Source organism: Tomitella gaofuii (assembly GCF_014126825.1).
Taxonomy (GTDB): Bacteria; Actinomycetota; Actinomycetes; order Mycobacteriales; family Mycobacteriaceae; genus Tomitella; species Tomitella gaofuii.
The window spans coordinates 1,374,322-1,388,608 of record NZ_CP059900.1 but is presented as its reverse complement, the minus strand read 5'-3'; the positions used below and the strand labels follow the sequence as shown (position 1 = coordinate 1,388,608).

At 65.9% G+C, this 14,287-nt stretch carries 19 protein-coding genes and 1 tRNA gene; all 20 read right to left on the bottom strand.

The genetic code is table 11. The features are described from left to right. Positions 1-94: 94 nt before the first annotated feature. The gene (locus H4F70_RS06430) at positions 95-844 is read right to left on the bottom strand and encodes a hypothetical protein (RefSeq protein WP_182359514.1); all 750 of its coding nucleotides are present in this window, start codon (positions 842-844) and stop codon (positions 95-97) included. Between the two features lie 147 nt (positions 845-991). Next, positions 992-2,833 (bottom strand): ParB/RepB/Spo0J family partition protein, encoded by a 1,842-nt coding sequence (locus H4F70_RS06425; protein ID WP_182359512.1) that lies wholly within the window; start codon positions 2,831-2,833, stop codon positions 992-994. A gap of 69 nt (positions 2,834-2,902) precedes the next feature. Beyond that, a complete protein-coding gene (locus H4F70_RS06420) occupies positions 2,903-3,190 on the bottom strand; it encodes a hypothetical protein (RefSeq protein WP_182359510.1) in 288 nt (95 codons plus the stop codon). Further along, on the bottom strand, positions 3,187-3,501 hold the full coding sequence (locus H4F70_RS06415; RefSeq protein WP_182359509.1) for a hypothetical protein: 315 nt from the start codon (positions 3,499-3,501) through the stop codon (positions 3,187-3,189). The genes H4F70_RS06420 and H4F70_RS06415 overlap by 4 nt, the downstream gene beginning before the upstream one ends. Further along, positions 3,501-3,869: a hypothetical protein gene (locus H4F70_RS06410; RefSeq protein WP_182359507.1), complete on the bottom strand. Its 369-nt coding sequence runs from the start codon at positions 3,867-3,869 to the stop codon at positions 3,501-3,503. The genes H4F70_RS06415 and H4F70_RS06410 overlap by 1 nt, the downstream gene beginning before the upstream one ends. Further along, a complete protein-coding gene (locus tag H4F70_RS06405; protein WP_182359505.1) occupies positions 3,866-4,012 on the bottom strand; it encodes a hypothetical protein in 147 nt (48 codons plus the stop codon). The genes H4F70_RS06410 and H4F70_RS06405 overlap by 4 nt, the downstream gene beginning before the upstream one ends. Then, the gene (locus H4F70_RS06400; protein ID WP_182359503.1) at positions 4,009-4,176 is read right to left on the bottom strand and encodes a hypothetical protein; all 168 of its coding nucleotides are present in this window, start codon (positions 4,174-4,176) and stop codon (positions 4,009-4,011) included. The genes H4F70_RS06405 and H4F70_RS06400 overlap by 4 nt, the downstream gene beginning before the upstream one ends. Then, positions 4,173-4,568, bottom strand: coding sequence for a hypothetical protein (locus H4F70_RS06395; RefSeq protein WP_182359502.1), 396 nt, complete (start codon positions 4,566-4,568; stop codon positions 4,173-4,175). Before H4F70_RS06395 ends, H4F70_RS06400 begins: the two co-directional genes overlap by 4 nt. Before the next feature lie 14 nt (positions 4,569-4,582). Next, complete coding sequence (locus H4F70_RS06390) at positions 4,583-4,948, bottom strand: hypothetical protein (protein WP_182359500.1); 366 nt, start codon at positions 4,946-4,948, stop codon at positions 4,583-4,585. Then, positions 4,945-5,775, bottom strand: a complete 831-nt coding sequence (locus H4F70_RS06385; protein WP_182359499.1) for a phage antirepressor KilAC domain-containing protein — start codon at positions 5,773-5,775, stop codon at positions 4,945-4,947. The genes H4F70_RS06390 and H4F70_RS06385 overlap by 4 nt, the downstream gene beginning before the upstream one ends. Before the next feature lie 62 nt (positions 5,776-5,837). Continuing rightward, complete coding sequence (locus H4F70_RS06380; RefSeq protein WP_182359497.1) at positions 5,838-6,038, bottom strand: hypothetical protein; 201 nt, start codon at positions 6,036-6,038, stop codon at positions 5,838-5,840. A gap of 414 nt (positions 6,039-6,452) precedes the next feature. Next, a tRNA-Lys gene (locus tag H4F70_RS06375) sits at positions 6,453-6,526 on the bottom strand. Between the two features lie 784 nt (positions 6,527-7,310). Beyond that, on the bottom strand, positions 7,311-8,015 hold the full coding sequence (locus tag H4F70_RS06370; RefSeq protein ID WP_182359495.1) for a glycine-rich domain-containing protein: 705 nt from the start codon (positions 8,013-8,015) through the stop codon (positions 7,311-7,313). 3 nt (positions 8,016-8,018) lie between these two features. Next, positions 8,019-9,689, bottom strand: coding sequence for a collagen-like domain-containing protein (locus H4F70_RS20790; protein WP_182359493.1), 1,671 nt, complete (start codon positions 9,687-9,689; stop codon positions 8,019-8,021). A gap of 12 nt (positions 9,690-9,701) precedes the next feature. After that, positions 9,702-10,787 (bottom strand): hypothetical protein, encoded by a 1,086-nt coding sequence (locus H4F70_RS06360; protein WP_182359492.1) that lies wholly within the window; start codon positions 10,785-10,787, stop codon positions 9,702-9,704. Next, positions 10,787-11,170 carry a hypothetical protein gene (locus tag H4F70_RS06355; RefSeq protein WP_182359490.1) on the bottom strand — a complete coding sequence of 128 codons (384 nt, stop codon included), beginning with the start codon at positions 11,168-11,170 and terminating at the stop codon, positions 10,787-10,789. Before H4F70_RS06355 ends, H4F70_RS06360 begins: the two co-directional genes overlap by 1 nt. Then, positions 11,167-11,397 carry a holin gene (locus tag H4F70_RS21115; protein WP_182359489.1) on the bottom strand — a complete coding sequence of 77 codons (231 nt, stop codon included), beginning with the start codon at positions 11,395-11,397 and terminating at the stop codon, positions 11,167-11,169. The genes H4F70_RS06355 and H4F70_RS21115 overlap by 4 nt, the downstream gene beginning before the upstream one ends. Beyond that, positions 11,397-12,059 (bottom strand): M15 family metallopeptidase, encoded by a 663-nt coding sequence (locus H4F70_RS06345; protein ID WP_235681369.1) that lies wholly within the window; start codon positions 12,057-12,059, stop codon positions 11,397-11,399. The genes H4F70_RS21115 and H4F70_RS06345 overlap by 1 nt, the downstream gene beginning before the upstream one ends. A 98-nt stretch (positions 12,060-12,157) precedes the next feature. Then, on the bottom strand, positions 12,158-13,471 hold the full coding sequence (locus tag H4F70_RS06340) for a Gp37-like protein (RefSeq protein WP_443735764.1): 1,314 nt from the start codon (positions 13,469-13,471) through the stop codon (positions 12,158-12,160). 4 nt (positions 13,472-13,475) lie between these two features. After that, complete coding sequence (locus H4F70_RS06335) at positions 13,476-14,156, bottom strand: hypothetical protein (RefSeq protein WP_182359484.1); 681 nt, start codon at positions 14,154-14,156, stop codon at positions 13,476-13,478. Positions 14,157-14,287: the final 131 nt, after the last annotated feature.

The window sequence follows — 14,287 nt, the reverse complement described above, 5'->3', positions numbered from 1 at the left end:
AAGTCAGCGGCCAGGAACGCCGCCACCGCGCCGGTGGTGGCCGCGGCGACAACGCCGGCCACGACCAGGCCAGCGGCAGCAGCGGCGGGGGCGGTCACGACAGGTCTCCCGTCGCCGGGCGGGGCAGACGCTCGGCCCACGCCTCGCGCCAGGCGGCGCGTTCTTTCTCTTCCTCCTCGGCCGTGTGGATCGACATCAGCGCGCCGATGAAGTGCGCGCCGCACCGGACGAGCAACGACTTCGACCGGGCGACCGCGCCGACTTGCACCGGCGCCCGGTACGCGCCGGTGGCCGCCTTGAACCGGGCCAGCACTTCGCCGTTGAAGACGGCCTCCTCCGACCATGCGGCCGAGCTGTGATGCAGCCGGGCGAGCAGCTGGTCGACGGCCGGCCCCGGCGAGTCCGTCCCGTACACCTGCGGCACCCGGTACGACCGTCCCGGCAGCAGCCCGGACTGGTCCGTCACGGTGACGAACTGCTCGTCACCTTTCTGGACTACCTGAATCTGCACGATGAACTGCGGATCGTCGTCGGCTTCCTTGCCCGCCTTGAAGATCGACAGCAGCTTCTTCGCATCCGCCGGCAGGATCGCGAACCGGCCCAGCCCCTCCGCCTGGTGCGAGTGCACCTCGTGCCAAGCCAAGCCCGCGGACATGCCGTCGGTGGCCCACCAGATCAGCTCTTCCGGCCCGACTTCGCAGACGACTCGGTGCCGCTCCGGCAGCTCCGGGTCCCCGCCCGCATGGGCGAGCACCGACGCCAGGGCGGCCCGCAGGTCCTTGGTGCCGACGATGACGTCGACGCCGCGCGCGACGGGCGGGGCATCAGCGGTGGGTGCGGTCATGGCGCCTCCTCGATGAGCGGATGGGGATGGACATTTGGCCGGGCGTCTCCGCGGGGGCGGCGGGGCGGTCGACCCACCGCCAGATCTGCACCCGCCGATCCGGCGGCAGCGAATGCCACCAGTCGTCGGCCGCGGCGGCGGTATCCACTACGCGGCCCCATCGCCCACGTCTCCGTCGGCGGGGGCGTCTTCGGCGTTCTCCGCCTCGAGGGCCGCGGCGGCGCGGGCCGTCTCGCCCTCGATCACCAGGGCCCGCTCGATGTCGGCGAGCTCGTAGCCCCACTCGAGGGAGAGCCGTTCTTTCCAGTCCTCGACCGCGGGGCCGAACGATGCGCCCGTCGCGCCGCGCCAGTTGTGCGGATTGAGCAGGCTCATCTCCATCTGCGGCCCCTCGTCGAGCAAGAAGGCGACCGCGGCCAGCTGGTGCCGGCTCAACCTGCTGATCGCCTTCTCGATGTCCTCGACCGGCGTCGCGTCGCGCGTGTTCACCCAGGTGACCTCCACCTCCGGCAGGCCCAGGATGATCCGCACGTACTCGTGCTTGAGCGGCGACTGGCGCAGCCGTTCGGCGGCGAGGTTCACCACCACCGGCCGCAACAGCTCCTCCGCGCGGGCCGCGGTCGACACGCCGCGCGCCTGCTCGGCCAGGTGCCGCCACCGGACACGCGCGGCGGCGGCGACTTCCTCCGTCTGCTGTCTGATGGCCTGGTCTTCTTCGCGGCGACGGGCCTGCGCCGCCGACTCCTCCCGCTGCGCGGCTTCCTGCTCGCTGCCGGGTTCGGGGGTGGGCCGGCGGCGCAGCCACACCACCGGCTCCGACTCGTGCACGTCGACGAGGGCGCGCACTTCCGCGGACTTGGGGTCGTCGGGTTCGGCGTCGAGTTCCTCCCACACGTCGTCGATGTCGGCGGCCCCATCGACCTCGTCCGGGTCCACGCCCGCGTCGATCTGCTCCTGGGCTATCTCTTCGCCGAGCTCGTCGAGGGTCACCGCGTTGATGCCGCGCCCGGCGAGCTCGTCGCGGGCTGCCTTGGCGGCGGCGGCGCGGTCGCGGCGCCGCCGGGCGTACTCGAGGTGCAGCTGGAACATCGACGGCGAGCCGATCAGACCGGCCAGCTTCTCGTACTCCTCGTGGTCATCCGAGAACTCGTCGAGCGCGGCGACGTCGGAGAGCTTCGCCTGACCATTGTCGACGTAGCCGCGGACTCTCTCCGACTGACGGGCCAACACCAAGTGGTCCCCGACATGCGCGGTCGACCGCCCCGTCTTCTTCGCCACCTTCGCCGGCGTCAACCCGAGGTCGAGCAATGCCTGATACGCCCCAGCCTCCTCCGACACGGTCAGGTCGGCGCGGTCCTTGTTCTCAGCGAGCATCGCCACGATCTGGTCCGGCGCGTCATCGCGGCCAGCAAGGGTCATGCACGGCACCTCGGCCAGGCCGGCCTTGATCGCGGCTTGCAGACGGCGGTGCCCGGCCACCACCATGTACCGCTCCCAGCCGTCGACAGGATCGGCCAGGCCGTCCGGGACGACGATCAGCGGCTGCAGCACGCCCACCGCCTTGATCGACAGGACCAGGTCCGCGTCGACCGCGACCTCGCGCCGTGGATTCCGCGGGTTCGGCACGATCTTCTCGATGGGGACCGCGGTGACGTCGCTCAGCCACTTCTCGTCCGCGGGGACGGATGGCCCTGTCTGGGATGTCTCGGGGGTGGTCATGGTGTCTCTCCTGGGGTGGCGCGGCCCAACGCCCCGGGCGATCTCGGCGCGCACGTCGTCGGGCATGGGGTTGTGGGACTTGTTCGCCGTGCAGGTGCGGCGATGCGGGATGAACAAGGGCGTGCCGTCCGCGATCGCGGCGGCAAGGTCGCTGCCCGCCAGGGGCCGGCCGATCAGCCCGTCGGCGCCGCCGGTGACCACCTGGAACACGCCGTGGTCATCGGGGGATGCGTCGAGGGCGAGGCGGGTGCCACGACTGGCCGTGGTCACCCACACGATCGGTGCCTCACACCGGCTGCACGTGGTGGTGCGCCGGTGGGTGCGGCGGGGCAGCTGCCATCAGCCCTCCTGCGTCGTCTGGTCGGGCGGGGCGGGCAGGTGGTCGATCTGGATCACGCGGGCCGCGGGGATCTCCGTCGTCCGCACCCCCTTCGGGGTGGGCACATCACGGTCGACCACGACGAGTCCGGCGTCGACCAGGGCCACCCGGCCGATCACGGTTCGGTACGGCCGCTGATCCGACTTGGTCGGCGGCACTTCGTAGTGCACCTCCACCAGCGGCATCGGCCGGGGAGCGAGCATGTCGGCGATGCTGTCCTCATCGCGCGGGGCGTAGGAGCTCGTCATGCCGCACCCCCGTACCGGCGGCCGACGAGACGCACGCGGGGCGCGCTGATCGCCTCCACCCGCGCCGCCCGCTCCTCGTCTTCCTCGTCGGGGTCGACCAGGGCGGCCAGGGCCATCGCGATGTCGGCGAGGGCGGCCGGGCGTTCCCCACCGATCCGCGTCAGCAGCGCATGCAGGGCGTGCGGGTCCTGCTCCCGGATCCACGCCGCCGCCTCGAGGGCGGCGTCACCGACCCGGTCCAGGTCGCCGAGACGGCCATGCGGGGACGCGGGGCTGGGCGTCGACGCGAGGGACTCGAGGAGCGTGCGCATCACCGATCACCCCGCTGTGCCCGGGCGATGATCTCGGCGACCTGCGCTGAACCCACGAGTCGGCGGCGGATCTCCGCGTCGGCTGCCGACTCGCCCGGCTGCGGAGCCTGGGCGAGGCGCACCGCCTGATCACGCGACAGGACCGGCTCCGGTACGTGGTACTCGTTCGTCGTCACCATCTCCGGCCGTGCCCGCGCGAGCTCGGCGCGCACTTCGGCGCGGATGATCGCGCGCAGCTCGTCCCGGCCGATCGGCGGCTCCGGCGCCCGATCCTTCTTCCGCGGGGCCTTGAATCGGTGATCGGTCGGCACGGTCTCGTGGAGCACGCGGGCGTGCCCGCACCGCGCGCACACATCTGCACGGGTCATCGGGTCTCCTCGAGTGGGTCGAAGCCGTACTCGGCGGCGAGCTGGTCGTAGATCGGCGTCGCCGACACCGGCCGGCGGAGGGGATGTGCGTCGGTGCGCGGCGGGTACCAGGGGCGGATGCGGTGCGGGAGCAGCGGTCTCATGGGTGGTCTCCGGTGTCGTGGAAGAGGGGGAAGTCGAGGTCGGCGGCGTGGAGCTGGTGCATGCCGTCGTCGAACCGTCCGCCGCGGAAGTGGAAGCGTCGCGAGAGCTGGTCGACGACGACGGCGCCTTCGGGGATCTGACTGACGTGCCAGAAGAGGGTCACGGCGCCGCCTCCTGCGCCTCGTCGGCCCGGGCCTTGCGGTAGCAGCCCGAGCACATGCCGCGGCCAGTCGCGCCGACCGTCCCCGGCGCTTCCGCCGCGCGCATCTTGTACGGGCGGAGGAGTTGGCCGCAGCCGCCGGCGCACGGTTCGTTGAGCCGCACCGTCTTGGCTTTGGTCCGGCCGCGCAGCGCGGCGGCCTGGTTCTTCGACAGCGGTGACGTCGGGCGGGAGTGCACCTCCGCCTTGTCGGGGGTGATGCCGAGCATGGCCATGAACTCGGCCGCCTCGGCCGCGCTGCTGGAATTGCCCGCGACGACGCGGCGCGCGGCCTCCTCCTGCTCGTGGTGCACGGTCAACCCGTCCGCCGGGATCACCGGGCGGTTGGTTCCCACGGTCGCTACCACGGTCACCACCCCCACGAACCGACGAGCGCGACGGCGACCAGGAGGCAGGCGGCGAGCGTCGAGACTCCGATCAGTGCGGCCTTGTGCGCGCGGGGCAGTTCGGACCACCGGTCCCAGCCGGTGACCGGCTCGAACCCGAAGCTGCAGGCGGTCGGTTCCACGGCGCCGGGGATGCGGCGTGGCAGGATCCGCCCGGTCTGCGCGTCGACCTCGTCGTGGAACTCCTGCGCGGTGTCCATCGGCGTGCGCTGTGCGGCGGCCGCGGGGTGCCGGCGGCGGGCCTCGATCTCGGCGAGCACCTGCAAGGGGTCCGGCACGTGCAGCGGAATCCGCACCGACGCCGCAGGAACGTTGTCTCGGTCGCTCATGCCACTCCCCCGATCGCGAGCTGGCCGTCGGTGAGCTTCGCGTGCAGATCCGCGACGCCCTTGACCGTGATGCGGATCGTCGGCGCCGGCAGCTCGTACTCGCCGGTCTTGCGGTTCAGGAACGGCGTGGCCGGGCGCTCATGGAGCCGGCCGCATTCGACCTGCGTCTGGTAGGCGCACCACCCGCCGCGCGGCCCCTTGCGCCGGTAGATCCACTTCGCGTCCTCCATCACCGTGAACAGCCGGTTGCGGCCGACACTGATCCCGGCGTCCTGCGACAGGATCTTCGCGGCGTCGCCGACCCCGTAGTTGCCGTCCGCGTCGGCCAGCTGCCGCCAGGCGCGGGCGTCGGGCTTGAGGTCCTCGACGACGGACTCGAGCTCGCGCACCCGGTGGGTGGTGATCGCGAGTGCCTGGGCGACGATCTCGTCATCCGTCAGCGCGGGCCTGGTGGTCTCGGCCTCCCGGGTACGGACAGCGAAGTACGCCTGCGCCGCGGCGACCTCCGGCATGTTCGGATCGCCGTTCATCGCGACGAGGTAAGCGGCGAATCGGGAGAGGTGGTAATCCTCGCGGTCCCGCGTCGCGCCGGAGCCGATCGCGACCTTCTGCACCGATCGGGGAAAATGGTCCTCTACGTCGTGGCCCTGGTTCCTGGCCGTCGCCATCGCTCGTGACAGGCCGGTCTTGAACTTTTCCCACCGGGAGTACCTCTCCGCCTCCATCAGTCCGCGGGCGGACCAGTACTCGGTGCCGTCGGGGCGGGTGCGTTTGATCGCATCGAACGGCGAGGCGCCGGACGTGCTGGGTAGTATCTGAGGGGACACAGTGGTCCTTTCGCTGGTGTGTCGTGGCCCGTCCGGGAGGGAAGCCCGGGCGGGCCCTTTGGTTAGCTGGCCTTTCTGGATGGCTGGGCCGGGAACCAGTTCCGCAAGGTTGCATGCGAGACGCGGACGTTCGTGGTCTCGTAGATGTCCTCGGCGACGCGGCGCAGGCCGATGCCGCGGCGTCGGCGACTGTTGACGAACAGCGGGAGGGTCTGGCCCGGCGGCATCCTGAGCTCGATCAGCTCTTGGAGTGGAGTTGCCATGCGGTGAATCTGTCACTGACAGATTCGGATGTCAATCATGTTTCCGCGTGTCGGTGATGTTTCTCCACGCAAGAGCGTAAAAACATTGCACAGTGACAGGAGTGTGCGTTACAGTCACGCACATGAACGCACCGACAGAACAGCAGGCCCCCTGGAGGCCGAGCGACACCCTGGCCAATCGGTTGCTTCTCGTGCGCACCGAGTACGGCCTCTCCCAACGCGAAGCGGCGGAACGCTGCGGAATCCCCTTCGGCTCCTGGCAAGGCATGGAGAAGGGCCGGCAGTCCCGGGGGCTCGACGTGAAGGTTGCGCGCATCAGCCTCGCGCTCGGCGTTGACCGCGACTGGCTCATGTGGGGCGGGGCGCTGCACACGCAAAACGACCCCCACCCGGGCGGCCCAGGTGGAGGTCAGGTGCCCCCTGTCGGGCTCGAACCGACGACCTGCGGATTAAAAGTCCGTAATCCTGCGAGGACACCGACAGACGGCACATGACACGAACGGACGCATATCTACGCCCCTACCTGCGTATATGCCACTCCCGTGTCGCATCACGCGCCGGATCGTTGGACACCGTAGGTCACGAGTGTGCCCCACGATTTGCCCCACGACACGCGATCCTGCCCCACGACCACCGACTTGCACTTTGCAAACTCAGTTTGCTACACTCTAGGTGTCAGGCCAACAGGCCAGACCCGGCAGCCAGCCGGAACAACTCAAGAGTGGAGGTTCAAATTTGGACCCCTTCACCTGGCGCGATGCGGTACCCATCGCAAGCCTGATCCTGAACGTGATCATGGTCTTGCAGGGACGCCGCAACCGCCCACCAGGTAAGCACCGCCGCAAGCGGTGACGGGAAGGGTCCGGGGCAGAAATAGTGCCCCGGACCCGCCCCCAGGGTCCCACAACCTCCGCAACGGAAGGAACCGGAATGCACATCGTCAAACGCATACCGCCCGACCTCGTAGGGTTGGCCAGTACCGCGTCCATCCTCGTAGCGTTCCGCTCGCCGTGGCCATACTGGGCCGCGCTTGGCGCGCTCGTCGCATGGCGTGCATGGCTCCACCGTCCGGCGCGCGATGCCTGAACGCTGGCTACGCGCCGACTGCGCCGACCATGTAGGGGTCACCGCCTCTACGTGGTCGGCGTACGTCAACCGCCACCGGGCACCCCAACCAATCGAGTACGTCGGCAGGACACCCTTGTGGGATGCGGACGAAGTGCGCGCGTGGCACGCGGGCCGGCCAGGGCAAGGCGCACGTACCGACCGCCGCTAGTTCACCGCCTGCCAATCCTCGTTCCAGAACGCCACAGCCACGCGACCGCGACCGCCAGGCTTGCCAGGGTTGGCGTTGCCGAAAACGCCTCCGGTGCCCGCGCCACCGCCGCCGCCCGGTGCGGTACCGGCTTGGTTGTTGGACCCGCCCTTGCCGCCGGTAATCATCTCGCCATTACGCAGCCTGAGCGAGTCAGCGGTGCCGCCCGCCGTACCGTTGTATCCGGAACCTCCGGCCCCGCCTTTGGCGGTAAGGTATACCTCCCACGTGTTGCCGTCCAAGGTCGCCTGCACCCCGGAATCGCCCCCAGCCTTCCCAGACGACTCCTTAGCGCCCCCCGCGCCATACGCGCCCGCCATCATCGCTAGACGCCTCAGAGGGTAAGTAACAAGGCTCAGCGGACCCAAGCCGCGCGCCTGCCCCGCCGCACCGCCGGTACCGGTACGGAACCCGCCGCCATCGCCCCCGGAACCGCCACCGCCACCGCCCCACACGTAAAACGCCACATAATCGGCCCACGCGGGCACGTCTCGGTAGGCGACGCCTGTGATCGTGTGGTTAACGACCAAGAATCTTGGCTCTTGCGGCTTACGGAACACCCGGAACCACTGCCCATCCGGATGCCACACCCGAGCCTGCCCAACCTCCACACCATCCTGACGCATCGCCGTCAACGTCTTGCCATCAATCATCATCGGCATGGTTCACGCCTCCGCCATCATGTACACCACGTTCGGCACGGGGTCTGTCGGCCACTGAGTGACGAACTGGTAGGCACTCGAATCGCCTTGCTCGCCCTTAGGCCCACGCGCGCCCGTATCTCCCTTGTCACCCTTAGGCCCACGCGCGCCCGTGTTCCCAAGCGGACCCTGAGGCCCCTGGTCCCCCGTCTCGCCCTTCAACCCCTGAGGCCCCCGCTCACCCTGAGGCCCACGCTCACCCTGAGGCCCCCGCTCGCCACGCGGCCCCGGCACCGTCGATTCCGCGCCCGTATCCCCCTTAGGCAAAGTCAGGTTCAGGACTTGCGCCGGTGCGTCACCCGTGATCGTCGCCCCGGCTTCCTCGCCGCGCTCCACCGTGCCAATCTCCAACGCGTTCGCCGGCCCCGTGTCCCCCTTCTCGCCCGTGGCACCCGGAAGACCGCGCAACCCTGAAACCATCGCGCCCTCAAACACCGTCCCGTTCAAAGTGGAGTTACCGCTAATGCTCATATCCGGGCCATCTTGCCCCGCGCGCAGCACGTCCCCCTCTTCCAAGTACACTACAAACGTGCCCGATGCGTTGTTTTCATGCCCCTTGGTAGACGAACTAATCAGTTCGTAGTCTTGGCCATCCGGCTTACGTCGATACAGGGAGGCCCATCCCGTGATTTTCCCTGTCGTCCTCTCGAAACGAAGACGGACCACGTACCAACCGGTTTGATGAATGTTGATAACGCCCGGACCAGGATTAGAGCCCACACCCGCCAAACGCACAACCGTGTCAAACACGTTTTTGTAAAAGACGCCCTTCGTCACGGATACTGTCGACTCGGATGCGCGGGCAATACGCCAGCCGACACCTGTCGTCAAAGTAGGCGATAGATCAGCACCACGCCAATCTTTCAGAATCCCGTACTTGTAACCGAAAAAAGTGTCCCGGCCGGTCCGAAACCCGACGTGCCTGCCCGTCGTGGGATGCAAGTTGGTCACATCAAACCAAGACGCCAGTTGCGCCCCATTCACCCTAATCGAATACTGAGGACCATCCGCCTTGAACGTAACCAAGTCGCCAATATGCACGCCAGTATCAACGGTCTCTTTGTCGTGCAACGTCCACGAACCACCCGAAGAAACGGCACGGCCAATCACGACTTGACTGTTACCGATACCAGCGTACATAAACGACTCGGCATCAGGGTCGGAACGAAGAACCAGGCACGGCATAATACGATACCCGCCAGTGCCAGCCGCATTCACCGTGTCCACGTCATTACGAGTCAAACGCATTTCAGTAATTTGGGATTCAGTGTCCAGCGGGGTGTCATGCAAAGCGACCACGATCCCCTTATTTGGCGCGTAAACACCCGAACCACCAACCGTGACGTTGGTGGATGCCACGCCCGGACCGGAGAACGCCGACCACCCGGACGGCATCGCCCCCGCCCGAGTAAACGGCTCCCGCAAGTTCACGCCCCCGGAATCGTCGTCCCCGCCATCGCCTCCGCTACCCGACTGTGCAGCGTCCAACGCGCGGCCGGCCAAGTCATACGCAGCCGCCACCGACGTTTCATCCAACGCCACAAGGTCCGACAAAGACATGCGCTTGGTGGCGATCTGCTCATCAAAAGGCGCAACCTCCACGCCCTTAGGACGCGCATACTCAAAAACCGCCATCAAACACCCCCGCTACACAGACCCGCCAAGGTCCACCGGAACACACCACACATTCAAATGCGACTGATAATCAAACCACGCCGTCAACAGGCCACCCGACACGCGACGACGCATCAAATACAACGTGACAGGCGCGCCAGCCTCCACCACCGCAGAATCACTATTCGGATGAATGTCAGCACCAAACCGTGGCGAAATCGTGCACTGTTGATCGTTGTCATTCACACGCCCCGGACCCACGCCCACAATGATCCCCGAATCCGAACCCAACCGGACCTCACACTGCACCCGCGTGCCCAAACCCGAACCCATTTGCACGTTCCCAAACACCTTAGGACGCCACTTCCACGGCAACCCCGGAATATCCACAGTCGCAATCACCGACTGCGTTGCGCTCGTCCACTGCCCCTGTCCCGAACGCCAATCCTCAGACTTAGGCGAGTACGGGCCAATCTCACGGAAGAACGGAGACGGAGACCACTTAGCACTATCCCCGTACACCAGCACGTCGCCAGGCTCCGGCGGACGGTCATACTCAACATCCGCCGCCTCTTCCACCGACGCAGCCGGCCCACGCGGACCGACCGGCCCTTCCGGCCCCTCAACGCCACGCGGCAACGTCACATCCCACCGGTACACGCCATCCGAAATCTCGGTAAACCCCTGCGTCGGAGAACTACCCGGTGCCGTAGTCGTGATGCTCCCCGCTACGATCTGCACTGTGTCCCCACGCGGCCCCCGCTCGCCCCGGAACAACCCGACTTCCCGAAACTCAGGACTCGCCAACTCGGCATCCCACGCCCACATGATGCCCGTATCCTGCGCCACGTAGGCAGTGCTCTTCTGCCCCTCTGTCGGATCAGCCGGAAGATTCTCCGCAGTCGGAATGCTCTTGATCCCGTCGAACGGCTTAGCCGCCTCCCCCGGCTGGCCAGGCAAACCACGACGACCACGCGGCAACTGAATACGGCCCCGATCATTCCGAACTTCAACCATCAGGTTCCCCGACGTAGGGTAATCCTCATAGTCAATAAAGTTCGCCGTCAACATCAGACTAAGGTCGTCAAACACCGCCCCGTCATCATCGTAATTCGCCATTACTCCCCCTTGTTCCTGTACTCCGCCAACTCAGCGCGCAACGCCACAATCTCGTTCGTTTGCGCCGCCAACTCCGCCCGCAACGAAGCCATTTCCTCCGCGTGCCGCTGCTCAGCCTCCCGCGACGCCCGCAAAGACGCATCCAACTGCAACGACAACGCCGCAATCTGCTTCATGAGCGTTTCGTTACGCGCATCATTCAACGCCGCAGCCGCCACCTCGATACGCCGCACACGCTCCAAATGCCGCACCTCAGAATCCGTCAGCCACGCATACAACGGACGCAACAACTCACGCACCCGCCCGGACAGTGCCACGAGACCAGTAGCCACCGCGCCCGCGACACTCACCCACGCAACCCACGGATGCTCTTCAAGGCTCACGTCACCGCGTGACGGCCAGAGGCACCACTACCCCCGGACACGTCACCAGATACCGCGTGCAAGAACGACAACAGCGCAGCACCGCCAGCGGCCCCAAGAGCCACCTTCCAATCCACGCCAGCCAAACCCGACCCCACGCCCAGGAACGACGCCAACGCCTGCGCAAACGTACGCACAGTGCGCTTAGCCGCCTCCGTCAAACCGTCCAAACTGAAAATGTCCGCCATCACTCAACCCCCTTACCCGGTGCCGTATCATGGCACCCCGGTACACCGCTCTTCTCTGCCGTGGCCACCGCAACGTCATACAACGTGCGCTTACCGCCATGCGGGAACCCCGGATAACCCTCAAAGTCATTCCGCGCCCCGGTCAACTGCTGACGACAATCCTTCACGTCAGAACCAATCGGCCCCACGAACGTTTCCAAGCACTCGTAAATCAGTTCACGCAACCGATTCTCACTAATAGCCAATCCGGCCACCTCTTCCCCGCTACCACCACCCGGACCGTAAATGCCCAGATAGCCGTCCTCTAGTTTCTTCACGAACGCAGCATTACGCGCGTCGCCCTCCGGGTAGTTCAGTTGGTAGTGCATTTCGTCCGCACGGCCCCAATCCGCACCCCAAAAGATCGTGCCCTCAAACAGACGCAGACCCTCACGAATCTTCGCCCGACGCCCCTCAGGCATCGTCCGCAGCCCCCACGGATATTGAGTCGCACACAAGTCCACCGCAGTACCCGAAAGGTGGTTACTGTTCCACACGTCATTCGTCGCAGACCAGCCCCAATAGTCTCGTGGCTTGTACCGGTCCACCGATTCAACGTTTGCGTGGTACCACGCCACCCACGCGTTCAGGATCGTTGCCGCAATGCCGGCCCGAACCTCCACCCGAACATTCTTCGTCCCCGGGACCAGTGCGCGCACCGTCGCACCGGCCCCGCACTGACTCCAACCGTTCTCCGTAATCAACGCCATAGCGCCCCCCGTCACGACGCCAAACTAAGCGCCTTCAACCACTTGATAGTGTCCTGCCCGTGGCGAATCATCTTCGCAATCGGCGGTGCCCCAATATCATCGTCACCGATCACCGGCTCAACCAACACGCCCTTATCGCGCGTCTCGGACACCGTTACCGCGTCCACCACTTGTTCATGCCACTCGCCGTCAATGAACGCGCGCACAATATCGTTCAACAGGAAATCCTCGCCGAACCTCCACGGCAACCCGTCCGCCACAGTGAAACGCACCGTCTTACGCGCCTTGTGCTCGTACAACGCCGTAGCGCCCGACTGCACCGCGTCCGCAGTGAACCCGCCGGCCCCGCCATTCGCGTACGTCTCGCGCAGATAGAACGGCCCGTTAGTCGTAGCCGTATCCCAATTGTGAAACGCGTTGAACGCCATGAACACGTCGTCAAGTTCGTTCGTGATAATGTTGCCAACGCCAGCGAGACCAAAGAACGACAGCGCACCGTTGATAATCGCGTTCGCGCCCGCCGAAATCAGATTGTTAACGAAGTCGTACGTCTTGCCGCCCACCACGACGTGCGCAGCCGTAGACGTTTTGCCCGACACTTTCGATTCCAGGATGCCGCCACCCACACGCTCATCCCACGCCACCACCACGTTCTTTCGCGGCGGACTAATCCGCAACACCAGCGTAGGCTTCACCAACGTACTACCGCCCGGTTGCGGATCACCGGGTGTCCACATGAACAACTCGACGTGCGCGCCCGTGTCCCGCAGCGCATCCTTGAACAACTCGTCAAACGGTGCCATGCGGGCCATAAAGTTTACCCACTCATTAATGTTGAACCACTCGACGCCCTCCGGCCACACGATGTGCACCGGCAAGTTGTACCGCCCCTTGTTCTTCAACATGTAGTAGTGCACCGCAGTATCCATAGGCCCGATATACGGGTCATTCTTCGGCCACTGAGACACCAACGGCAACAACGGGTTAGGGTACGCCAACACGCCGCCCATGTGCCGCCAATCAGACACCAACTGCGCCGTCAACGTTTTATCCCCGTACACGCCCTTGTTCTCGTACGTGTGCACGCGGCCGGTCCATTTCTGCCCACGGAAATGCAAGTGCACCGGCACCGTGTCCCCGTACGGGCGCGACGCCGTGGGCGCACACTCACGCAACCGTGGTGCGGCCGGTGAATCCCCCGGCAACACCAACGTCCCCGCCGCAGCCTTGTTCCGCGCAAACGTGAACTTGGCCTCGATATGATCCGTGATGTTGCCCAACTCCCTGCCCTCGTTGGACAGATACCGAATGTCTAGACGCTCCATGCCATCACCACGCCCGCCTGTAACGAGGGTGAATGACAGCCTCAACCCGCGCCCGATCCTTACCTATCGGCGGACGACCCACCGGAGTAGCCTTCACCTCCACCGGCTCACCCGGTGGCACTGGCACCGAAAGCGCATTCACAGACAGCCCGCCGGAATCCGGGCCGGTCGCCCACTCAGAGTTAAACACGTCCCGCCGATTCACCCCCTGACTATCCGTAACCGTCAACACGTCGGGATCAGTGTCAATATCCCACCAATCACCATCACGAATCTCAGGCAACACAATCTCGCCGCGCCCCGCGTCCAACACCCATTGCGCAGGACCGTGCACACGCAAAATCGGGAACGCCTCGTAATCCCCGACGTTCCACACGCGCCCCTTCACCTTCTCGTCCGCGCGCGATGCCACCGTGTACCGGGCAGGGAACCCCGAATAGAACGCCTCATCCGATGCCAGTACGTACGAATACCGGCCCACGCCATGCCGCGCCGGATCAGTCGTACCCTTAGGATCAGTAGCCTTTTCCACCCGGCAATCAAGCCACCGGTACCCGCGCCCCGTCACCCAACACAGCCGGCCCGTAGTCTCTTCCGAAAGGTCATAGTTCCAATCGGATTCAAGGTGCCGATACTTCAACCCCGTACGCACCTCAGCCGACCAGAACGGGTCACCGACGATCACGTTCAGCCCAACCTTCCGCGCATTCCAACGGGTACCCCGATACAGGGCACCCGCCTTCCGCGCCGGTTGCGCCGTCACCTGCGAGAAATCCGGCCAATGCTGCCCAGAAACCCCACCATCAAGCCACACAG